This window comes from Priestia sp. AB (genome assembly GCF_028369225.1).
GTDB lineage: Bacteria > Bacillota > Bacilli > Bacillales > Bacillaceae_H > Priestia > Priestia megaterium.
Window position 1 is genome coordinate 577,084 of sequence record NZ_JAQMYN010000002.1, and the last position, 21,201, is coordinate 598,284.

At 40.2% G+C, this 21,201-nt stretch carries 18 protein-coding genes; 5 read left to right on the forward strand and 13 right to left on the reverse strand.

Annotated elements, in window-relative coordinates:
• Positions 1 to 410: 410 nt before the first annotated feature.
• Positions 411 to 3,599 carry a S8 family peptidase gene (locus POF52_RS09175; RefSeq protein WP_271992023.1) on the forward strand — a complete coding sequence of 1,063 codons (3,189 nt, stop codon included), beginning with the start codon at positions 411 to 413 and terminating at the stop codon, positions 3,597 to 3,599.
• A 39-nt stretch (positions 3,600 to 3,638) separates the two neighbouring features.
• Here POF52_RS09175 and corA read toward each other — a convergent pair whose 3' ends face one another.
• Positions 3,639 to 4,610 (reverse strand): magnesium/cobalt transporter CorA, encoded by a 972-nt coding sequence (gene corA, locus POF52_RS09180; RefSeq protein WP_013055874.1) that lies wholly within the window; start codon positions 4,608 to 4,610, stop codon positions 3,639 to 3,641.
• Positions 4,611 to 5,159: 549 nt separating this feature from the next.
• On the opposite strand from corA, the gene POF52_RS09185 reads away from it, so the two are divergent.
• Both POF52_RS09185 and POF52_RS09190 read left to right on the forward strand, forming a co-directional pair.
• On the forward strand, positions 5,160 to 5,531 hold the full coding sequence (locus POF52_RS09185; RefSeq protein WP_013082146.1) for a PilZ domain-containing protein: 372 nt from the start codon (positions 5,160 to 5,162) through the stop codon (positions 5,529 to 5,531).
• A 76-nt stretch (positions 5,532 to 5,607) separates the two neighbouring features.
• On the forward strand, positions 5,608 to 6,438 hold the full coding sequence (locus tag POF52_RS09190) for an LCP family glycopolymer transferase (protein ID WP_271992028.1): 831 nt from the start codon (positions 5,608 to 5,610) through the stop codon (positions 6,436 to 6,438).
• Positions 6,439 to 6,488: 50 nt separating this feature from the next.
• Here POF52_RS09190 and POF52_RS09195 read toward each other — a convergent pair whose 3' ends face one another.
• From POF52_RS09195 to POF52_RS09220, 6 genes are all read right to left on the reverse strand, one after another.
• The gene (locus POF52_RS09195; RefSeq protein ID WP_271992030.1) at positions 6,489 to 7,133 is read right to left on the reverse strand and encodes a cupin domain-containing protein; all 645 of its coding nucleotides are present in this window, start codon (positions 7,131 to 7,133) and stop codon (positions 6,489 to 6,491) included.
• 110 nt (positions 7,134 to 7,243) lie between these two features.
• On the reverse strand, positions 7,244 to 8,566 hold the full coding sequence (locus tag POF52_RS09200; protein ID WP_271992185.1) for an MATE family efflux transporter: 1,323 nt from the start codon (positions 8,564 to 8,566) through the stop codon (positions 7,244 to 7,246).
• A gap of 62 nt (positions 8,567 to 8,628) precedes the next feature.
• On the reverse strand, positions 8,629 to 9,762 hold the full coding sequence (locus POF52_RS09205) for a DUF2087 domain-containing protein (protein ID WP_271992032.1): 1,134 nt from the start codon (positions 9,760 to 9,762) through the stop codon (positions 8,629 to 8,631).
• Between the two features lie 225 nt (positions 9,763 to 9,987).
• Entirely contained in the window at positions 9,988 to 10,446 is a 459-nt protein-coding gene (locus tag POF52_RS09210; RefSeq protein WP_271992034.1) for a VOC family protein, read from the reverse strand.
• Between the two features lie 263 nt (positions 10,447 to 10,709).
• On the reverse strand, positions 10,710 to 11,573 hold the full coding sequence (locus POF52_RS09215) for a GRP family sugar transporter (protein WP_013082140.1): 864 nt from the start codon (positions 11,571 to 11,573) through the stop codon (positions 10,710 to 10,712).
• Positions 11,574 to 12,024: 451 nt separating this feature from the next.
• A complete protein-coding gene (locus tag POF52_RS09220; RefSeq protein WP_271992036.1) occupies positions 12,025 to 13,002 on the reverse strand; it encodes a carbohydrate kinase family protein in 978 nt (325 codons plus the stop codon).
• 454 nt (positions 13,003 to 13,456) lie between these two features.
• On the opposite strand from POF52_RS09220, the gene POF52_RS09225 reads away from it, so the two are divergent.
• Entirely contained in the window at positions 13,457 to 13,783 is a 327-nt protein-coding gene (locus POF52_RS09225; protein WP_014461165.1) for a cyclic-phosphate processing receiver domain-containing protein, read from the forward strand.
• A gap of 216 nt (positions 13,784 to 13,999) precedes the next feature.
• On the opposite strand, the gene POF52_RS09230 is transcribed toward POF52_RS09225, so the two are convergent.
• The 5 genes from POF52_RS09230 to POF52_RS09250 form a co-directional block, all read right to left on the reverse strand.
• Complete coding sequence (locus tag POF52_RS09230; RefSeq protein ID WP_271992039.1) at positions 14,000 to 14,836, reverse strand: formate/nitrite transporter family protein; 837 nt, start codon at positions 14,834 to 14,836, stop codon at positions 14,000 to 14,002.
• Between the two features lie 24 nt (positions 14,837 to 14,860).
• Complete coding sequence (gene cobA / locus POF52_RS09235; protein ID WP_271992040.1) at positions 14,861 to 15,631, reverse strand: uroporphyrinogen-III C-methyltransferase; 771 nt, start codon at positions 15,629 to 15,631, stop codon at positions 14,861 to 14,863.
• Positions 15,632 to 15,703: 72 nt separating this feature from the next.
• On the reverse strand, positions 15,704 to 16,030 hold the full coding sequence (gene nirD, locus POF52_RS09240) for a nitrite reductase small subunit NirD (protein WP_013055862.1): 327 nt from the start codon (positions 16,028 to 16,030) through the stop codon (positions 15,704 to 15,706).
• An 18-nt stretch (positions 16,031 to 16,048) separates the two neighbouring features.
• Positions 16,049 to 18,463, reverse strand: coding sequence for a nitrite reductase large subunit NirB (nirB, locus tag POF52_RS09245; protein WP_271992043.1), 2,415 nt, complete (start codon positions 18,461 to 18,463; stop codon positions 16,049 to 16,051).
• Between the two features lie 443 nt (positions 18,464 to 18,906).
• Positions 18,907 to 19,653 (reverse strand): SGNH/GDSL hydrolase family protein, encoded by a 747-nt coding sequence (locus tag POF52_RS09250; RefSeq protein ID WP_176583957.1) that lies wholly within the window; start codon positions 19,651 to 19,653, stop codon positions 18,907 to 18,909.
• A gap of 411 nt (positions 19,654 to 20,064) precedes the next feature.
• Here POF52_RS09250 and POF52_RS09255 point away from each other — a divergent pair, with 411 nt between their 5' ends.
• Positions 20,065 to 20,556, forward strand: a complete 492-nt coding sequence (locus POF52_RS09255; RefSeq protein ID WP_116737540.1) for a sigma-70 family RNA polymerase sigma factor — start codon at positions 20,065 to 20,067, stop codon at positions 20,554 to 20,556.
• Between the two features lie 101 nt (positions 20,557 to 20,657).
• On the opposite strand, the gene POF52_RS09260 is transcribed toward POF52_RS09255, so the two are convergent.
• Positions 20,658 to 21,137: a competence protein ComK gene (locus POF52_RS09260; protein WP_271992047.1), complete on the reverse strand. Its 480-nt coding sequence runs from the start codon at positions 21,135 to 21,137 to the stop codon at positions 20,658 to 20,660.
• Positions 21,138 to 21,201 lie beyond the last annotated feature (64 nt).

Below are 21,201 nucleotides of genomic sequence, written 5' to 3' on the forward strand. Positions count from 1 at the left end.
TGCTTTTGTTTATTATAAAAGAAATCCAGCTCGTATTATATGCTACAAATGAACTTAATTAGACTGAAAATTTTTCCAATCTTTATTTATATAGCCCGATTTCCTCTTTATAAACACAGGTAAAAAGAAACCGATCAGATTTTCTCCAGTGAATTCTGCTTTTAAAAATAATTCTCATTCCCTTCTTCCCTTTTCAGCATACTCTCGCCTCTTATAAACAGGCTCAATCTTTATTATTCCAATTTTTTCTACTTTTTGCAACTAGGACTTATCTCACCATTTCTTATACGAGATTAATAACTTGACAAAATACTAAAATAAGCAACAGTAATTATTTACAAATTTTTAAACTTTATGGTTTAATAGGTATGTAATTCCTGTTTTTTACTATATTTTTTTGGAGGTTTAACATGAAAAAAGGGTCAATTTATCGTTTTATTGCTTTTGCTTTAATGTTCACCTTGTGTTTTAGCCAATTAGGCTTACTGAAAACACAAGCGGCAGGCAATCCTCCTGCTAACGAAAAAACATTAAGCATTGGTAAAGCAGCAAAAGGAACATTTACAGAACCAGAACAAACACATTGGTACAAAATTAATCCTTCTAAGCAAGAGGTAGCAAAATTTTCACACTACCGAATTAAGCTTCAAAGTGATGATGAAGTAAACATCACGGTTTACTCTAGTCTTGAAAATGCCAAAAACAACGTGGCATTTGACCGTTATATGGGATACTCCTACAAAGATGAGCCTGCTCAGCTTGATTTTCCAATCGCTTGGACTGGCCCTTATTATGTGAAAGTTGAGTATTATGGAAGCGAAGACGAAATGATTGAAGAAGACGCGGAAGACGGTTCAACTTCTCCAGAACCACAGCCGGAAGAAAAAACAGAAGTTCCTTACACAATCAGCTATGAAGGCGCTTCACTACCACCTTCTCAAATGGTGGCAGAAGAATGCCCAGCTGAATTGAGTACAAGCCAAAAAGAAAACGGAAAAGGTATTTTAAAAGATTTGCGTACGATTCGTGACGCTGTACTTTCAAAAACAGCAAGCGGAAAAGACCTTTCTTCTCTTTATTACAAAGCCGCTCCGTTTATCAGCTCTAAAATGATTATCGATAAATCGATGCGCGAACAAGTATACAAAGATTTAGTTCAGCTAAAAGGTCTATTTACAGATGTAGCGAAAAACGGCGCATCAAGCACGTACATGATTACAAGTGCTGATCAAAAAGCAATCAATGATTTATACAGCATCGCTTATAAATCCGTTCCGGCTGCTTTAAAGAAAGACTTAGAAAAAGTAGCAGCGCAGACAAAATTAAAAGACGTAACGGAATTAAACGTATCGTCTGTATTAGTAAGAGCTAAGTTAGTTAGCGCAAACAGCGTTTCAATAAAAGCTGAAACTCGCTATATTGTTAAATTAAAAGATGGTGCAAATGCTAAATCATTCAAAACAAAAGCACAGTCAAAATCAGCAAGCATTGAATCTATTAATCCATTAAAACAATCAGCTGCTTCTTTTGATAATATGTTTGTTATTCAATTAGATGACAGCAATGGAAAAAGCTTCAGCACGTCATCTGCTCAAGGTAAAATGACGGCAAAACAAATTCAGGCACTTCCTGAAACTGAATTTATCGAGCCGGTTCAAGAGTACCACGCTCTTTCAATGGATTCACAATATCCGTATCAATGGTCATTAAATAACACGGGTAAAAATGACGGTACTCAGCATGCCGATATTCAATATGAATCGCTTGAAAAGTTACTAAACAGTCAAAAATTAAAAGATACGGTTATTGCCGTTGCGGATACGGGTGTCGATTCATCACTAGCTGATTTAAAAGGCGTGGTGGATACAAAAACAGGCTATAACTACGTGGATCGTTCGTCAAATGCAACTGATGACAATGGACATGGAACTCACGTAGCAGGTATTATCGCAGCCTCTGCAAACAATAACTATTCAATGGCCGGCATTAATTCTCATGCGAAAATTTTACCGGTTAAAATTCTAGACGCATCTGGTAGCGGAGATACAGAACAAATTGCGTACGGTATTAAATACGCGGTTGATCACGGTGCAAAAGTCATTAACTTAAGCCTTGGCGGATCTTACAGCCGCGTGCTTGAATATTCGTTAAAATACGCATACGATCATAACGTAACGGTTGTAGCTGCAAGTGGAAACGACGGTATGGAAGAGCTCTCTTACCCTGCTTCATCCGCCTATGCGATTTCAGTAGGCGCATCAAACCGTTTAGATATCGTATCTGACTACTCAAACTACGGAAAAGGATTAGATATTACAGCTCCTGGCTCTGATATTCCAAGTCTTGTTCCAGACGGAAACGTCACTTATTTAAGCGGAACATCCATGGCAACACCTCACGTGGCAGCCGTTGCGGGATTATTGCTATCACAAAACCCAGGCTTAAAGCCAAAAGACGTTGAAAAACGCCTAACGGATACAGCTAAAGATATTAAATTTGATGAAAAAGATGCTCCTGTATACGATGACGAAGAAAGTCCAGCAGAACCCCCTGCTCCAGGCTACGATTACGTATCAGGATGGGGACGTTTAAATGCGTACAGCGCAGTAAGTGCACAGCAGCTGCAAGCGCAGGTAAATCCATTTGTCAGCACGCAAAAAATTATTACAGGTAAAGCTCAAAGCGGTTCAACTGTTAAAGTAATGAACGGTTCAAAAACACTTGGCACAGTTAAAGCTGATGCAAAAAATACGTTCTCTGTGAACATTCCAGCTCAAAAAGCTGATACCGTTTTACAAGTAGTTGTCACAAACGGAAAAGCAAGTACGAGCATTCGTGCAGTTGTTCAAAAAGCACCTGCCAAACCAGCGGTAAAAGCGGTGACGAATAAAGATGAGTATGTAACAGGAACGTCTAAAGCGAATTTTACGGTAAATGTTAAAAACAGCGCTAAAAAAGTGATTGCTTCAGCAAAAGCTGATGCAAAAGGCGCTTTCAAAGTAAAAATTCCAAAACAAAAAGAAAACACAGTCTTGTACGTCACGGCTACAAACAGCCAACAACAAGAAAGTGAAGAAGTAAAAGTCACGGTGCTTGACGTTATTGCTCCAAATGCACCTAAAGTGAATCCAGTCAGCGACGCGGATACAGCTATTAAAGGAACAGCTGAAGCAAATGCAGCTGTTGTAGCGAAAGTGAACAACAAAGAAATCGGCAAAGCAAAAGCCAATGCAAAAGGTCAGTACAGCATTACGATTAAAAAACAAAAAGCAGGTACAGCAATCAGCGTAACAGCAGCAGACGCAGCCAACAACACAAGTAAAGCTACGACTGTAAAAGCGAGCGATAAAACTCCCCCTGCTGCACCAAGCGTAAATGCTGTCACAACAAAAAGCACGGCTGTAACAGGTAAAGCAGAAGCAAATGCTACCGTAACGGTAACAGTAAACAAAAAAAGCATTGGCTCTGCTGCTGCAAACAGCAAAGGACAATACTCAGTAAAAATTAAAAAGCAAAAAGAAAAAACAGTCTTAAGCGTAACCGCAAAAGACAAAGCGAACAATACGAGTAAGGCAACAACAAAAACAGTGACAAAATAAAGAAAAAAGGCGCTTGGCTTATGGCCAAGTGCCTTTTTGTTATAACAGCTGTTTGTTTTTAAAGTATTTCCACATTCCCCACGTTAACACAATTAACATAACGATAATAACAGCAGTAGCCCAGTGGGAATTCTGATATGGAATCGGTACGTTCATTCCAAAAAATCCGGTTACGAACGTCAGCGGAAGCATAATCGTTGAAATCAGCGTTAAGACATTCAGCTTTTCAGATGAAGTTGCATTGGTAATAGAATAATACGTATCAAGTGCACTGTTTACGAGGTCTCTAAACGTTTCAGCAGAATCTACAATACGCTCTAAGTGGTCAAGCAAATCAATGTAGAAAGGAACATTTTCTTCTCGTATATCGAATTTCCACTTTCCATTAACCGTTAAGAAAATTCGGCGCTGAGGCAGAATAACGCGACGGATTAAGATAATCGTTCTTTTTAACGCCAAGAACTCTTCTGTCACTCCGCGCACTTCTTTGTTGTAGATTTCATCTTCTAATTCATCAATACGCATGTCGATTCGGTCTAAAATCGGGAAGTATTCGTCCGTGATGCCATCAATCAAAGCATATAATAAAAAGTCGGCGCCGCGGTTCATAAACTTTGGATAACGTGAGCACACAGCATCCATTTTGCGAAGCCAGCCCATTTTATGTTTATGAATTGTTACTACGTAATTTGATCCGACAAAGGCATTTAACTCAAGCGTCGTAATCTCGTCATCACTTTCTTCGTTATAGCGAAGCGCGTGAAAAACGAAAAATTTATAGTCTTCGTAATCATCCATTTTAGCGCGAGGACTGTCGTGTAAGCAGTCTTCAATCGCCAATGGGTGAAAATCGAATAATTTAGCAATTTGAGCAAGCTCTTGTCCGTGGACATCATACAAATCAATCCACAGCAAATTATCAGGATTGCGCAATTTCTCATGCACGTCTCCTAAATCAAGATTCGTTACCATTTCTTTTGTTTCATCATCATATAAGTATGTTTTAATCATTGATTTTTCACCTCACATCATTGAGGCATTAAGGAGTATTTTCCTTCGTTGAAATGAGAGGAACACATACACCTTTGTTGCCCCTATCTTGTTTTGCAGTAACCTTCATCGAAATGGGGTCATCAGTGCCCATTCATCTCACCTCCTAATTAGTTGAAGGAACGCTGACTTGTAATACAGCTACTTCACAAAGTTTAATTTTAACATACAATCCAATTCTAGCGTAGCGCTTTTTTCAAAACCTTTTCCTCACCTTTTAAAGTTTCAAACAAAACTTCCGATACTATAAAAGCAGTTATAATCGGCAATCGATAACTAATAAAGCTTGAATCCTCCCGCAAAGGTTCACCTAATCGTAGACGATCAACCCCTCAAGGGGGATCGCCTACGATTAGGTCTAGAAAATCTGCCAGGGCCAAAGACCGGCCATGGTAGATTTTCTACACCGATAAACATTATATGTGTGATGGGGAAAAACGTGTAGGAATTTTTGGACTTTCATCGAATACTTACTTAACAAACTTAGATTACGAAAAGGACTGATGAAACATGCATTTTAAACGTGAAGAACCGTTTCGCTTTTTATTTGAGACTCCCATTGTTGGAACGTTTTCCATTGCTAAATACGACAACAAAGAAATCGATTCTAAGCCAGGTCCTTTGTCTGTTATCGACCTTTCACCAAAAGGAATCAAAATAATCACACCGCTTGATTTACCTATTTTCAACCATCAAATCCAGCTAAAAATCAGCTTTTATTTAAATGAAAAACCCATCCATATTACCGGACTTTGCGTGTGGAAAGAAAAACGGCACACCGAATACCTTTATGGTATTGAAGCGTTTAACGATGCGGAAGAACAAGCAATTTTAATTACAGAGCTCAAAACCTACGCCAAGAAAAAACGAGATACACAATAAAAATAGCGCTCATTTGTTTTACTCCCCTTTTAAGATGGCAATACTACGAACGACTTCGATAGAAAAAGGTGAGACGATGAGCAGCAAAGCAAAAAAAGAGTGGATTGGCGGTCTCGTACTATTTTTACTCGTCAGTTTTGTCAGCATCACATTTGCAGGCTATCATACGGTGAAAGCTGCCGTTGATCAAACGTATGTACCGCTTGAGCATGGGCACAAAACACACGTCAATTTAAAAAAAGGGCAACCGTTTTCCCTGCTTTTAATTCAAGAGAACCATCAAAATACGTCATTTGTATATATGACTGTTAATAAACAGCATGAATCAATAAAAATGACCCACTTGCCAGGGTCAACTCAGCTCGGCAATGAAACACTGCGAACCATTTATCATCGAGGAAATATGAATGCTGTCGTAAAGAACGTCGAAACGTATGCAAAGCTTCCTGTTGATTATTATGTCAAAATGGATCAGCAGGCAGTCGTCGATGCTGTAAATAAATTAGGCGGCATTATCGTCACAAACAAACGTGCTTTTGAACACAGCAACATTGTTTTTCCAAAAGGATCGATTCGCCTTAACGGAAAAGAAGCGCTTGTTTTTTTAAAGGAGCGTAATGAGCAAGACATCTTTACTGCCCATGAAAGACAGCTGTCCGTCGCAAAAGCCATTTTCAGTCAAGCAGCCACGGTACCCAATGTTGCAAAGCTGCATTCTCTTGTATTTACTCTCGCTGATCACATTGAAACCAACGCAACGTTTAATGATATCAAACGGATTCAAAAAACCTATAAGCCGGCCGTTGCTCACGTAGACAAGCAGCAGTTTCCGCAGAACGAATGGAATCAAAAACAAGTCACAACGCGGCTGTATAAGCATTTAGAACGCAGCGAGCTGTTTTTATAAAGAACGCCTCACGAAAAAACCATTGACCATAGGCTCAATGGTTTTTTATGCTACTTATCTTCAGCAGGCACTACTTTTTCATTTATTTTAACCACAATTCGTTCATCCCGTTCATCTTTAAAACAGCTCTTTTGATAAAAAGAATGATCATTAGGCGGCCCAATGATCACCGTATCCGTAATCGGAGCAACGGCTTCTGCTACTTCGCTTGCGCTTACTCCGTATGCTTTTTGAAACACAACCGGAGGCGTTAAGCGCAGCACGTCGGATCCTTCTGTAGACTCAAATTGATCATTGTTAAAAAAGAGATGAAGATGCGCTTCTTCCGATAGAGGTTCAATCCAATGCCACCAGCCCATCGGTATAAAAACAACTTCTCCTTCTTTTATCCGGTAATTGTGCATGCTGCTTGTATCAGGGTCCAAGATAGACACCTGCACTTCACCTGAAACGACGACATCCAATTCCCACGCATTTGGATGCCAGTGCGGTTCTCTCATATGCCCTTTCGTCATATATAAATCAACAAACGCTCCTCCAAGCATGGCAGGCAGCTGAGTTGAGGTTAGCTGATACGCTATATTTTGATCATTTCGTTTGAACAGGACGTTTTGCTTATAGTTTACTGACAGATTAGGCGTTCCTGAGCTTTTTTTAATATTGGAATTATCCGGCACAAATCCAGATTTACTCATAGTGTCATACCCTCTTTTCATTAAAAAGTTATATGCACTATCCTATTAAAACTTTTAGCTAAGGGTGTTTTAATTAGAAAAAATAAAAAACGAGCGTTTCCACTCGTTTTTCATCCGACAAGACGTTCAATTTTCTTTTTCTTCCATACAAATCGATAATAGTTGTACTGCAGAATTAAGCTGACCACAAACGCTGCTGGATATCCAACCCAAATTCCTTTAATCGCAAGAGAGGTAAACTGCGATAACACGTAGGCTACGGGCACTTCTACACACCAAATAGCCATAATACTAAATACCGTAGGCCACAGCACCGTACCGCTTGCTCGCATCGTAGCGGTAATAATTTGCGCATGACCGAAAATCAAATAGCTCCAAAGTGTTATAACTAACAGCTCTTCAGCAATATGGAGCGTGTGCTGACTTGTTAAAAACAGAGCTAAAATTTGATTGGAAAAGAGATAAATAAGTAAAATCAATACGCTGCCAATAACGTAATTCAGCATAATTCCAGAGCGGATAACTTCTTTTAACCGCTCAAATTTATTGGCGCCAATCGACTGCGCCGCAAAAATAGAAACTGCAATTCCTAAGCTGATTGCCGGCATTTGTACATAACTTGCCACTTGGTTCACCGCTCCGTACGCTGCTGTAGCGTCTGAGCCAAATCCGTTTACAAACGTAATAACCGCAATTTCAGAAAGAGAAACTAAAATCATATTGATACTCGCTGGAATCCCTAAACGCATAAGCAGCTTTAAAAGCGTTCCGTCCATTTTTAATGAAATAGATGAGTCAAACTTTAACGGATGATTTTTCTTGCGTAAATAGATAATCATAATAATGAACGTTAATACGGTTGAAAACACCGTTGCATACGCAGCGCCGTAGACTCCAAGCTTTGGCACTCCGATCCATCCAAAAATTAAAATCGGAAGAAAAATGAGGTTTAAGACCGTACTCACAACTAAAAAGTAAAAAGGCGTTTTAGAGTCTCCGGTTCCGCGCATAAACGTCGTATAAACAAAGTATAAAAACAAAACAGGAATCGCCACAAACAAAATGCGCGCGTAGTGAACCGTTACGTCAATAATATTAGCCGGCGTTCCCATAATCCGAAGAATATCCGGAGCAAATATGCTTCCCAAAACAGCAAGCACAATTCCGACTAAAAAGGTAAACGTGAGCGTGGTACCGATAATTTCTTTCACTCGTTTTTCATTTTGTGCCCCGTACGCTTGCCCGATTAAAATCGAACTTCCTGAACCAATTCCAATTGAAAACGACACGAGCAGAAAAAACAGAGGAAAAAAAGCGGAAATAGCGGCTAATGCATCAACTCCAAGCGCTCTTCCGACAATAATACTTCCCGCCAGCTGCCCAACGGACTGCATGGCGTTACTTAACATGAGCGGAATTAAAAACACAAGCATCAGCTTACTGACGGATTTTTCTGATTCCACTACTTCACTTTTAACATGTTGATTCTTCACACCTATTTCTCCTTTGTATCAGCTTTCGGCGAATGATAGCCTTTTTCGCCGTAAGGCTGCAGCTTCTCTAACCATTTCGCTTCCAGTTTCAGCAAATCCTTTTTTGAAAGTGCTTTTTCTTCTTCTCTTTTAATCGTTTCCAGCATCTCAATTGAAAAAGCATCCGCTCCGTACGTATTCCACTCGTTTTGAAGCTCTTTATTTTGATGAGTGTTCGTCTTTAACGTGAACTTTACGCCGTTTAATGTTTTAACGTTAGGCGTAGAGCCAATGTAAATCTTATCGTTGTGAAGGTTTTTAATTTGATACACGCCGCCTTCTGTTTTTACTTCTTTCGCTAGCTGCTTCATTTGTTTTTTATAGTCTTTTGAGTCCATACTCATCTCTGTCTCTCCTTTTCTCCAGTAGCTGCTTCCGTCTGCGCTGCGCTCTAAGAAACCGTATTCAATTAAATAGCGCCGCAGCACGGCGTAGTCGCCATAAAAAGGTGTTAACATATCGTTCACTTCTTTTTCGGTATACGTGCTGCCAAAAGCAAAATGTCCGCTTAATTCTTCAAGAACAACAAGACGGTGTTTTTCTTGCAAGTGAAAGGTGCGAAGAGGTCCGTTTAAACCTTGTGGAAAGTTCTTCGCTAAAATTTTTTCACGCTCTTCATCACTGACGCTGTAGCGCTGACTTCTTCTAGGCGCCGTATTTGTTACGGGTGCCGCCTTTTCTTCTTCCCCGTCGTTCAACAGTTCCATCAGCGTTAAAAACACTTTTGCCTGACGCTCTTTTTTCTTTAACGTAAAGCGGTGATTTCGAATGGTCGATGAACTGCCGATTCCCATTTCTTTTTGAATATCGCTGTCGCTTTTTCCTTCTTTAAAAAACTTCACTAAATTTTTTTGATGATCAGAAAGACCCGTTACCTCTTTATCTAGCCCTATTAAATGATGGAATACAGACCCGTGCTGCTGTTCCACATGAAGCTTCATATAGCGTTTTGCTCCATAAAAAACACCTTCCACCGGATAAATAATGCCTTTTTCAATGCTTTCACCGCACAGTAAGCAGTGGTAGTGATCTTCGCTTTCCCCGTACCCTTTCTTCATCTCTTCAAAAGATGATTCCCAAAACAAATCGTTCACCATAAAAATAGACACCTCTCTATTTTGTTTATTAATTTATAAACAAATATATTATATGTTTATAAATATGTCAATTCTACGTTTATGATACATAAAAAGATGGAGACATAACGAAATGACTCCAATCAACTGCTAAAAGGAACAAAACAGATCAAACCTACGTTGACCATAACAAAAAAACAAACCACGAATCAAACACGTTGATCAATGGTTCGTTTTTTACTTGAGCTAAAATAATTTCGTCCCGGTCTCTTTATTCCATTCACTTAAATACGGAAAATCCTTAGATACGACAGGCTTATCATCCAAAAGCGTAATTAATTCCAAGCGGTTGCCGTCAGGGTCATTAAAATACACGCACGCCGCTGGCATCCATGTATGAACAATCGGCTCTGTTTGGGGCTTTCCAAACGACGTCTCTTCCGGTTCAATGCCTTTTGAACGCAGCCACGTTAACGCTTCATGAATATCTGCTGCTTCAATTCCAAAAGCAAAATGACTGCTTTTCAACTCTTTTTCATCGGTTTCCCAAAGTCCAAGCATCTGCTTTTGTTCCCCAATAAAGAAAAAAGCACAGCGCCTCTCTTCAATTTTATGAACAAAAGTCAGCCCAAGACCTCTATAAAACTCAATCGAATCCTCCAAATCCCGCACCTGCACATGCGTCTCATAAATACTCTTAATCATAGCCTTCCCTCCATCCTTTTCTACTACTATAAGCCATCACACACCAAACAGCTTCCTAACAAAGAATGAAAAATTATCAGTCTTAAGAACGAGAATCCCCAACACAAACATGCAGACCTGAAATTCCTAACAGCACTAAGGTTTTGATCTTGACTTTGACTAAGGTTTTGAGGCCACGCCTTGCGGGGTAGCCTCAAAACCTTAGTTCCAGAAAAACCCCCATGGCTGCACTCTAGCCATGGGGGTTTTTCTACATCGATAAATTAAACGTGAGCTTTTGCGAGGCCGATACAGATACCGCCTGAAATAATCAGTACACTCGCAAGAGATACATAGAATAATTGACGCTTTGTTTTCTTTTCTCCCAAGAAGACAATACCGCCAAAAATGGAAATAACGATACCCATTTGCGATAATGAAAAGCTTGTTGCTACGCCTAGTCTTGATTGAGATAAGAATAAGAACATGTTTCCAGATGCCCAAATTAGACCTGGTAAGATATTACGAATCGTATATTTGTTAAATGGCTTATGTTTGTATGTAATGATTAAACCGCCAATTAACATACCAATTGCTTGCGGGAATAGTGCTGCCCATGCGTCTACGTTGAAGATACGTGCGATAACTACGTAAACTAAGAATCCAAGACTTGAAATGATAAGAGTGATAACTCCTTTTTTCGTTTGTCCTGGAGCCCCTTGTGCCCCTTCTTTTTTACCGTCTAATGAAGAAAGCACGACGCCTGCTAGTATTAAAAGAATCGCAATAGATCCAAGCACAATCGTTTGAAGCGTTGACCATTCTTTAAATACAATAACACCAAAAAGAGCTGTTGATACTAATTGCATACCTGTTGAAATCGGCATTGACTTTGAAACACCAAGGTATGGAACACTTTTAAACTGATTGCTTTGACCTACTGACCAGAACAAACCTGAAACAATCCCGACAATAACGAGCGTTGGTGTTAACACCGGCTGCACAATCATAAACTGAACAAATGAAAGAATCAAAGCTCCAATAATTGTTCCAAGCGTTTGACTGTAAGGCCCACCGCCCATCTTCATACTAACTAAAATCATGCTTCCCCACGCAACGGAAGGAAGAACACCTAGCAAAATATCCATCTTTCTCTTAACCTACTTTCCTATTTCTAATCTATGTACATCGTATGTAACGACTTGCTGCTTTTCTCTCATCAAGGGCAAAGAGCCAAGCACTTATACTCCCTCGAACATTCCCCAAAAGGTTTTGATGCCTACCCCGCAAGGAGGGCAGCAACCGCTTAGGTCTAGAAAATTTGATAGGACTGCTCTTTAGTCCTATCAAACTTTCTACATCGATAAAAATATATAACGTTTTCATAAATGGTGGTAAAACTGCTACTTTTTGCTGCTCGTACTATACTAACACGAACATTTATTATTTAGCTAGAAATTTTTTTGATTATTTTTTAAAAACAGAAAAAATTTTTTTCTTTTTGCTCCGCAGCTTGCTTTTTCCTCTTATGTGATCTTCAATCAACAGAAACGGACGCCTCTGCTGATTGAAAATAAGAAGAGATAAAGCCTTTTCATTTTAGTTAGCTACAGGCTTACAAAATTGCTCTACTACTTCTTTGGCTGGAATGGAGCTGATCGCACCTTTTCCAGTTGTCGTTAAGGCACCGCTTGCATTTGCAAAGCGCAAAATAGCATCGTGGTCGCGGTCAAGAATAGCCGTTAAGTTTTCTTGTGACACATCGCGGCTTAATAGCTGATAAAGGAATCCGCCAATAAACGCATCTCCTGCACCTGTTGTATCAACAACCGCTACTTTGTAACCGTTTGATTCATAGACAGCTTCTTTTGTATAAAGCGTTGCGCCTTCTGCACCTTTTGTAAACACAACTATTTGAACGTCACCTGTAAATAGAGACTGAATTGCTTGCTGTTCATCTTCAATTCCTGTGATAAACGATAGCTCGTCGTCTGAAATTTTGACAATGTGCGCTTGAGGGATAAATTCTAAAATTGTTTGACGGCATAGCTCATGGTCTTTCCACAGCGGAAGACGTACATTTGGATCAAAGCTGATAACGCCGCCTTTTTCTTTCATGCTTTTAATCGCTTTCATATGAGCGTATTTCATAGGACTTTCAACTAAATCAACCGAACAGAAGTGAAGAACATCGTTGCTTGCAAACCAATCTGGGTTAATTTCGTCTTCAGTTAGCAATAAATCCGCTGAAGGATTACGATAGAAGCTGAAATCTCTTTCTCCGTCTTCGCGCAGAGAAACGAAAGCTAAAGCTGTGTTTGCTTCTTCTGTACGATAGACCATATCAGTACCTACTCCTACTTCACGAAGCGTATCTACTAGAAAGTCTCCAAACGCATCTTCTCCAACTTTTGTAATAAGCGCTGACTCATTACCGTATGTAGCAACAACTGCTGCAACGTTTGCCGGCGCTCCGCCTGGCACACGCGTAAACGATTCCACTTCTTTCAATTGAAGACCTTTTTGAGCTGGAATCATATCAATTAATACTTCACCGATACTAAATAACTTACCCATTCTATTCACCTTACTTTTCTTTTTTGTCATATTGTCATACTATGTTCCAAAAAATCCTTAAATCAAATTATACGTCTCAAACATCTTTTTCGTAAAGAGAAATTTCCAATTTATTTTAAAAAATCGTAAATTATCGTTTTTTTCTCACAATCTTTTATGGGTTATCTCCCTTCCATCCCTTGTCAAATCTGGGATTTAAATGACCTTCTTAAATAAAGATCACAGAATAAAAAAAGTTAATTTCCAGTTTAAACTGTTTATCTATTCATTTTTCGTTCGACATCTCTTTCCTTATTTCCTGTTTATTCGCCTCAGATATGCAAATAATGATAAAAATTCGTGTTTTTACCCCTATTTAAGAAGGAATGCAGAAAAATGTGTCGAATAGACTTAGGTAGGTATATGACATTATGTATGTTACACTAAATACAAGGCAAGGAAGGGAGAATCAGTCATGAAAATCAATGTTTTTCTAGACGACTATCGCAAGTGCCCTGACGGTCATGTTTTAGCCGAAACGATTGACGAATGTATTGATCTGCTAAGGTCATTCGATGTTGAACATTTGTCACTCGATCATGATTTACTCAGCAAGACACGGAATGGATTAATGCTCGTGCATTTTATGGTAAAGCATCATTTATATGCCGATCGAATTACGATTCACTCTGCTAATCATTTAGGCAGCAAAGCAATGTACAACTGCTTTAAGGAAGCTCAAAAAGAGCATAAAATGCCAAACAACATTAAAATTCTAAGATGCCCTCTGCCTCTTCGATGATATCTGCACCCTCACACATTCATTTCAACAGAATCTGTCCGATTCAATTCTCACAGACTCCCTGTTTCTATAAAATGAAGAACGATACTGCTTGTTCGATACGTATAGATGTGAATACGCTTTAAGCAGTTTATATTATATAGAAGAAAACCGCTCTAAAATACCGTGATGATAGCTTTAAAAAGCAGACTATATGGTATAAAGAGCGGTTTTTTGCTATTTAGACAGTTTAGCAGAATCCAAGTCAGCTGAGAGAGCAGCCGGCTGATTTTTAACTTCTTTTAGCTGCCTAGCGTTCACGAACCAGTAAATGCTTCCTACAAACAATCCTCCCCCTACGATGTTTCCGAGCGTAACAGGAATTAAATTATGAAATAGTCCAGCAGCCGAAATCGCATCAGGATGCGGAAGCAATAAAGCTAGGCCAAGAAACGTCATATTTGCCACGCTGTGCTCGTATCCTGATGCAACAAATGCAAACAGCATCCAAAAAATGAGCATGATCTTTGCCGCATCGCTTTTAGTGCGCGCAGCCGTCCAAATCGCAAGACAAACAAGCCAGTTGCAAAGAATGCCGCGAAAAAATAATTCACTGACCGGCAAATTCATTTTTTTAGCTGCCAGCGTCATAAGTAAATGGTTCGGTTCAATTCCTTTAAACAAACCGGTTCCGGTAATTAACAAACAAAGCCCAAACGCACCTATCGCATTTCCGATAAAACACCACGTCCAGTTTTTGACCGTATCTTTCCATGTGGTGACTCCCGATAGCGTACTGACTGTATAAACCATATGATTTCCCGTAAACAATTCAGCTCCTGCAAATACGACAAGCAGGAGAGCAACAGCAAAAGATAATCCCATGACAAGAGAAACGACCGGTAAAGAAGCAGAAGCTAAAGGCGCTCCTACCGATAGAGCTAATATAACGCCCAGTCCTACGTAAGCACCCGCTAGCACAGCTAACAGCAAATAACTCGGCAAATGATCATTCACAAGCTTCGTTTTTTCACGGGCTAACTCATTCATTGACTGCAGTGAATTCTTAAGCAAAAGCGTTTCCTCCTTTTATTCATCTTAGACGCATACTTTTTCTTCTGTTTTTTCCAAAAACCATGAAAGAGCAGAAGCTTGCTTCACCACTTCACCAATCACAATCATCGCGGGGTTGCTGACTTGCTGTTCAGCAGCCGTGTCTACGATTGTGCCAAGCGTACCTGTAACCGTGCGCTGATAAACCGTCGTGCCTTGTTCAATAAGAGCGACCGGCGTATCCGCGCTTTTTCCGGCGTCTGAAAGCTGACGGCAAATATACGGCAAGTTTTTAACGCCCATATAAATCGCAAGCGTATCAACTCCTTTTGCTAAATGCTCCCAGCGAATACTTTCCGGCTTGCCGCTTAAACAGTGTCCCGTCACAACGGCAAACGAACGGCTCAGCTCACGATGCGTCACAGGAATTCCAGCATAAGCAGGTGCCGCGATGCCCGCTGTAATACCCGGAACGACTTCAAACGAAATTCCGTTTTGAACGAGCACTTCTGCTTCTTCCCCGCCTCTTCCGAAAATAAACGGATCTCCGCCTTTTAACCGCACGACGGTGTTTCCTTTTCTTGCGTAGCATACAAGCAAATCATGAATATCATCTTGAGAAACGCAGTGATCACCAGGCTTTTTCCCGCAGTAGACGAGTTCGGCTCCTTCTTTTGCATACTGAAGAAGAACAGGGTTCACTAGTCGGTCATATAAAATAACGTCTGCTTTTTCTAAACATTTTGCTGCTTTTATCGTTAGCAAATCTGGATCTCCTGGTCCGGCTCCTACAATGTACACTTTTCCTTGTCTCATCTTCTGCTTCGCTCCTTTGAGTATGTCCCCTTGAATTTTTGTGGCGCGTTGAAAATCAACGCGCCTCGTTACTTATTCTTCAATTAAAAGATACAGCAAATCTCCTTCAACAGACGCTTCGTACGTGTCTACACAGCCACTGTCTGGCTCTTGTACGTTACCGTCATGCAGGCAAATTTTCCAGTCGTGCATCGGACAGAACACCGAGTCGCCGCTCACGATTCCTTCACTTAGCACCCCGCCTTTATGCGGACAGCGATTTTCAATTGCCCGTATTTTTCCGCTTGATAGCTTAAACACCGCAATTTCTTTTCCGTTTACTTTTACTGTTTTACCCAGGCTTACCGGAAAATCATGAATAGACCCCACGCATACTTTTGTAATGTTTTTATTCACCATCTTTATTTCCCCCCAGCATTATGATGTGACAACTGTTTCGAACAGCTCTTTTTTCGTCTTTTTGCTTTCGACGATTTCTTTCCAAGGATCACGGTACGTAGATAACGCTTCGTCCATACGCATATTCAGCTCTCTTCTCGTCTCAGCGTCATCAAGCACTGATTGAATGTGCGAAAGTCCCATGCGCTCAATCCATGCAGACGTACGCTCTAAGTAATTAGCCGTTTCTCGGTAATACTGCAAATACGCTCCTGTAATGTCCATCAATTCTTCGTCTGTTTTTACTTTATACAATAAATCTCCGCCGCGAAGATGCGTACCTCCATTTCCGCCCACGTAAATTTCCCAGCCGCCGTCAATTCCAATAAAGCCAATATCTTTAATACCTGACTCAGCACAGCTTCTCGGACAAGCAGATACAGCCATTTTCACTTTATGAGGCGTCCATAGTCCTTCAAATTTTTTCTCAAGCGCAATTCCAACGCCCATTGAATCCTGCGTGCCAAAGCGGCAAAACTGTTCGCCGACGCATGTTTTCACCGTTCGCAGCGACTTGCCGTACGCGTAGCCAGAAGGCATATCTAACTCTTCCCATACGCTAGGCAAATCTTCTTTTTTAACACCAAACAAGTCAAGACGCTGACCACCCGTCACTTTTACGAGCGGAATTTCATATTTATCAACAACATCTGCAATTTTTCGTAAATCTTCTGCATTTGTGACGCCTCCGTACATGCGAGGAACAACAGAATACGTGCCGTCTTTTTGAATATTTGCGTGCATGCGTTCATTCACAAATCGTGATTCGCGTTCATCAACGTATCCGGTTGGATTCACCATACCTAAATAATAATTCAGCGCCGGACGGCATTTCGAACAGCCTTCTTCATTGTTCCAGCCAAGTACATTCATAACTTCACGCGTATGCGAAAGACCTTTTGCTTTGATTTCTTCGACAACTTCATCTCGTGACAGAGTCGTACAGCCGCAAATCGCTTCTTTTTGAGCCGCTGCGTCAAAGTCAGCGCCAAGAGTATGCTGAAGCACTTCCGCTACAAGCGGTTTACATCCTCCGCAAGAGCGAGAGGCACTTGTACAAGCTTTGATTTCATCAACCGATGAGCATCCTTGTTTTTGGATAGCTTCCACAATCGTACCTTTTGTTACGCCGTTACAGCCGCAAATAATATCATCGGCGCTCATGCTTGCTACTAAGCTTTCACCCGCGTTACCGCCAGATGGCTGTAAAATTGACACTTTTGCGACATCGGATACATCTTCTTGCTTTTGAATCATTGAAAACAGTCGATTTCCGTCGCTGCTGTCTCCAAAAAGAACGGCTCCTACGATTTGATTCCCTCGCAAAACAAGCTTTTTATAAATGCCGTCTTGTTCGTCGAACACTTTGATCGCTTTTTTCTCTTCATCTTCTGTAAAGTCTCCTGCTGAGAACACTTCAACACCTGATACTTTTAGCTGCGTGGATAAAACCGATCCTTCATAAGGCACTTTTTCTGCCCCGCAAATCGCTTTTGCTAATGCTTTTCCTTGTTCATACAGAGGTGCTACCAGTCCATATACCATTCCTCTATGCTCTGCACATTCTCCAACCGCGTAGATGTTTGAAATATCCGTTTGCATATAGTCATTTACAACAATTCCTCGATTTACGTTAAGTCCCGCTTCTTTTGCAAGCTGAACATTTGGCTTAATTCCCACGGCCATCACGACTAAATCAGCTTCTAAAAACGTACCGTCTTTAAAAGATAATCCTTCAACTCGCTCATCGCCGACGATTTCCGCCGTTTGTTTTTCAAGCAAAAACTTCATGCCTTGTTTTTCTAATTCGTTTTGAAGCAATTTGCCCGCTGTTGGATCAAGCTGACGTTCCATTAAATACGGAGCTAAATGAATGACAGATACGTCCATTCCTAGATTTAACAGTCCGCGCGCCGCTTCTAATCCAAGCAGTCCGCCTCCAATAACCGCTGCTTTTTTATACTGCTGAGATGCCTGCAGCATTTCATCCGTGTCTTTTATATCTCGAAAAGCCGTAACTCCTTTTTTATCAGAGCCTGGAATTGGAAGAATAAAAGGAAGAGACCCCGTTGCTAAAATCAACTCATCATACGATTCTACTCTGCCGCTGTTTGTCGCTACTTCTTTTTTTATCGAATCGATACTAGTAACCGTTTCGCCCGTATATAATGTAATATTGTTTTCTTGATACCAGTTCCAATCGTTTAGCGTAATGTCTTCAACATTCGTATCTCCTTGCAGCACTTTTGATAGTAAAATACGATTATAGTTCGGATGCGGCTCGCTTCCGAAAATCGTAATTTCAAACGCTTCGCTTGAAACCTTCAGTACTTCTTCAATCGCTCGAACTCCAGCCATTCCATTTCCAATCAATACGAGTTTCTTTTTTTGCATCTTCCATTCCTCCCCTGGCGTCTATACCTGCTTGTTTCAAAGATATATTTTCTATGCATCTTTAAAGATATATTTAAGATATATGAATTTTCTGAATCGTTCAACTTATGTGTTAGATTATCTAACACAGTTATGGTATGTATGCGATTCCATTGCGTTAACAGCAAGTAAAAAAAATAAGTAGTCTCACTACGTCTTAATTGAGATCATCCTTTGCATTTTATTTTGTGATATTTTTCACAACATTAATTTAGCAAGAATAAATAACCTGAGCTATGATAAAAATCACTCCTATTAAAAATGAGCAATAGCTTCATAGTCTTTTTCTAAAGACTTGGGTTAGTATCCTGGCATCTATCCTTTTATCAGAACAAGGAAAAGTCATAATCTTATAAAACTATAAAAAGACAAGCCCTCCTTCTTTTGAAAGAGGGCTTGTCTTTTTATTCTCCTGTAAACCAATTCACAACATATTCTCCCCACACCTCATTTCCTTTTTTCGTTAAATTACCGCTGTCTTTATTTATATATTCTCCTAAATGAAAGGGCCAAATGAGCGAGTGATTCATATAATATACCCAGTTTGCTTCAGATACTCCCCTGATCGCTTCTACCCCTTCTTCATAGGACTCCGTTTGTGAAATGTAAGGCTGTGAAGGCTGAATCATAAGGGTTTTTTTCAAGTCTTTAAGCTGATGAATCAGCTTGTCTGTATTTTCAAGCGTCTCATCTAGCGTAAGATGCTGATAATCATTTTTAAGAGGTGCTTCAAACAGAATAATGTTTGGCTGAAGTTGATCAATTTGATCGGCAATATGTGAGGATAAAAGCTCATCAGTTGTCCCGTTACCATATGAAAGTGTTTTAACCGTAAATACATCACTTCCATATGTAGCTGCTAGCTCTTTTTTTAACTGCTGTGGCCACCCTGCTTCCTTCGCGGATGTGGCAAGCACAAGAGTCAGAGGCTTTTTATTTGCGATAGATGACTCTATTTGCTTTGTAATAAAGTCCGGAAGATTTTTTGTATAAGCAGATACATCGGAAAACTGTTTTTCTTTATGTACAACAGCAGTTTTTACTTCACTTGCCTGCGCTTCCGTTTGCTCCTGCCAGTGCTGCGTCCCTGCATACATCACCGCCCCGCACAAAACAGCCGCCGCCACATTTACCCCAACCATCGCCTTCATTCAATCTCCCCTTTACAAGTTCTTCTTACAATCTCAGCAAATTGCTTTCATAAAGAAGAACTCAAAATTAGTAGCTCCTGCGAATATACCCTCAAAGGCTCATCCGGATAGGTCTAGCAACTCTACCATCACTGCTCTTCCGTGATGGTAGAGTTGCTACATCGATAATAGATATATAAATAGTATAGATTAGTAGAATTTGGAATGGGGGACCTTTCGTACGTAAAATCTCTACAAATACGTATATACTTCGCATATTTCCTAGCGAAACGTGAAGTTTCCGGGGAAATTACGTCACGTTTCTTAAAAAGAAACATAATATACGTTCATTCGCACAGGTGATCTTCCCCTTGTACAGTAGAGATACCGGCGGAATACAGCAAAAACGCGTTTTTGAAAAAGGAAGGCTGCATGCAAAAAAGCTCATTTGATCAAATTGCTTCATCTTTTCATCCATTAATTGTGTCGATGATTAAAAAATTTCATATTTACAAAGACTACGACGAATATTATCAAATTGCGTTGATTGGTTTATGGAGAGCGTATCAAAAATTTGACGAAAGCAAAGGCTCTTTTTCCGCTTATGCCTACACAACCGTGCGCGGTACGATCCTATCTCATTTAAAAGGCACCATTTTATACGAAGAACGTGAAACACCTGCTGAGCAGAATCTGCTTTCACTGAACGAAGATCTCGCTCTCCCCGTTCCGTTAGAAAGTGAAATCATCAAGCAGCATATCGAACACTTAACAGGGAGAGAAAAAATCTATGTACTCGAACATCTGCTAGAAGGCTACTCATATAAAGATATTGCCTACAAATACGGAGTCTCCACGGGAGCCGTTAAAAACTGGGGAAAAGCAGCTCGCAAAAAGCTAAAAGCCTCGCTTCTTCAAGAGTAAGAAAAGGAGGAAGCTTATGATAAGCTTCCTCCTTTCGTTCATATGTGTAGTCCAAACGATTGTTCATATGTAGGACAAGTTTATTCGATAAATCGAACGCATCATGCCAAGACAACCGGACTTTCTAAACAGTAATTGCGAATAACAGCCGCTCTGGCCAGCTTTTTTTCTAAACTGTAATAAGAAAGCTTAACTGGAATGAACGTTCCATCTTTGAAGTGAATTAGCATGGAGGTTGGATCAACTGTAGCAAGCGTGTGTGAAGTATGAACATGAGAGGCAAAAATCCAGGCACAACTATAGTCATTTGGCGAAGATGTCGGAAACGCAATGGTGGCTTGTGAACGATTAATAACAAGCGGCGTAAGCTGTTTGTACGGAAACATTTTTCGAACGGCGGCAATCGATCCCTTAAACGTACTTAATTCTCGAATGCACGCTTCTTCTAATAATTGCTTACACGTCTTGCTTAGCATATATTCTCCTGCTTCATCCAGCACCTTTGTGCGGTGAATAGGATCATTCACTGGAATCAATGCTTTTGTCGTCAAACCAATTTGATACTTTTCATCATTTGTCATACATCTACCCCCTTTGCTACTTTATAACTATTCTATACTATCGAAACGGGAAAAATCTAGTCTT

Coding starts and splice junctions, on each gene's coding strand:
- POF52_RS09185 (WP_013082146.1), top strand. CDS start 5,160: ATGCATTTTAAACGTGAAGAACCGTTTCGCTTTTTATTTGAGACTCCC.
- POF52_RS09255 (WP_116737540.1), top strand. CDS start 20,065: ATGCAAAAAAGCTCATTTGATCAAATTGCTTCATCTTTTCATCCATTA.
- cobA (WP_271992040.1), bottom strand. CDS start 15,631: ATGAGACAAGGAAAAGTGTACATTGTAGGAGCCGGACCAGGAGATCCA.
- POF52_RS09200 (WP_271992185.1), bottom strand. CDS start 8,566: ATGCTTGTGTTTTTAATTCCGCTCATGTTAAGTAACGCCATGCAGTCC.
- POF52_RS09195 (WP_271992030.1), bottom strand. CDS start 7,133: ATGAGTAAATCTGGATTTGTGCCGGATAATTCCAATATTAAAAAAAGC.
- nirD (WP_013055862.1), bottom strand. CDS start 16,030: ATGGTGAATAAAAACATTACAAAAGTATGCGTGGGGTCTATTCATGAT.
- POF52_RS09205 (WP_271992032.1), bottom strand. CDS start 9,762: ATGGTGAACGATTTGTTTTGGGAATCATCTTTTGAAGAGATGAAGAAA.
- POF52_RS09220 (WP_271992036.1), bottom strand. CDS start 13,002: ATGGGTAAGTTATTTAGTATCGGTGAAGTATTAATTGATATGATTCCA.
- nirB (WP_271992043.1), bottom strand. CDS start 18,463: ATGCAAAAAAAGAAACTCGTATTGATTGGAAATGGAATGGCTGGAGTT.
- corA (WP_013055874.1), bottom strand. CDS start 4,610: ATGATTAAAACATACTTATATGATGATGAAACAAAAGAAATGGTAACG.
- POF52_RS09250 (WP_176583957.1), bottom strand. CDS start 19,653: ATGAAGGCGATGGTTGGGGTAAATGTGGCGGCGGCTGTTTTGTGCGGG.
- POF52_RS09225 (WP_014461165.1), top strand. CDS start 13,457: ATGAAAATCAATGTTTTTCTAGACGACTATCGCAAGTGCCCTGACGGT.
- POF52_RS09210 (WP_271992034.1), bottom strand. CDS start 10,446: ATGATTAAGAGTATTTATGAGACGCATGTGCAGGTGCGGGATTTGGAG.
- POF52_RS09190 (WP_271992028.1), top strand. CDS start 5,608: ATGAGCAGCAAAGCAAAAAAAGAGTGGATTGGCGGTCTCGTACTATTT.
- POF52_RS09215 (WP_013082140.1), bottom strand. CDS start 11,573: ATGGATATTTTGCTAGGTGTTCTTCCTTCCGTTGCGTGGGGAAGCATG.
- POF52_RS09260 (WP_271992047.1), bottom strand. CDS start 21,137: ATGACAAATGATGAAAAGTATCAAATTGGTTTGACGACAAAAGCATTG.
- POF52_RS09175 (WP_271992023.1), top strand. CDS start 411: ATGAAAAAAGGGTCAATTTATCGTTTTATTGCTTTTGCTTTAATGTTC.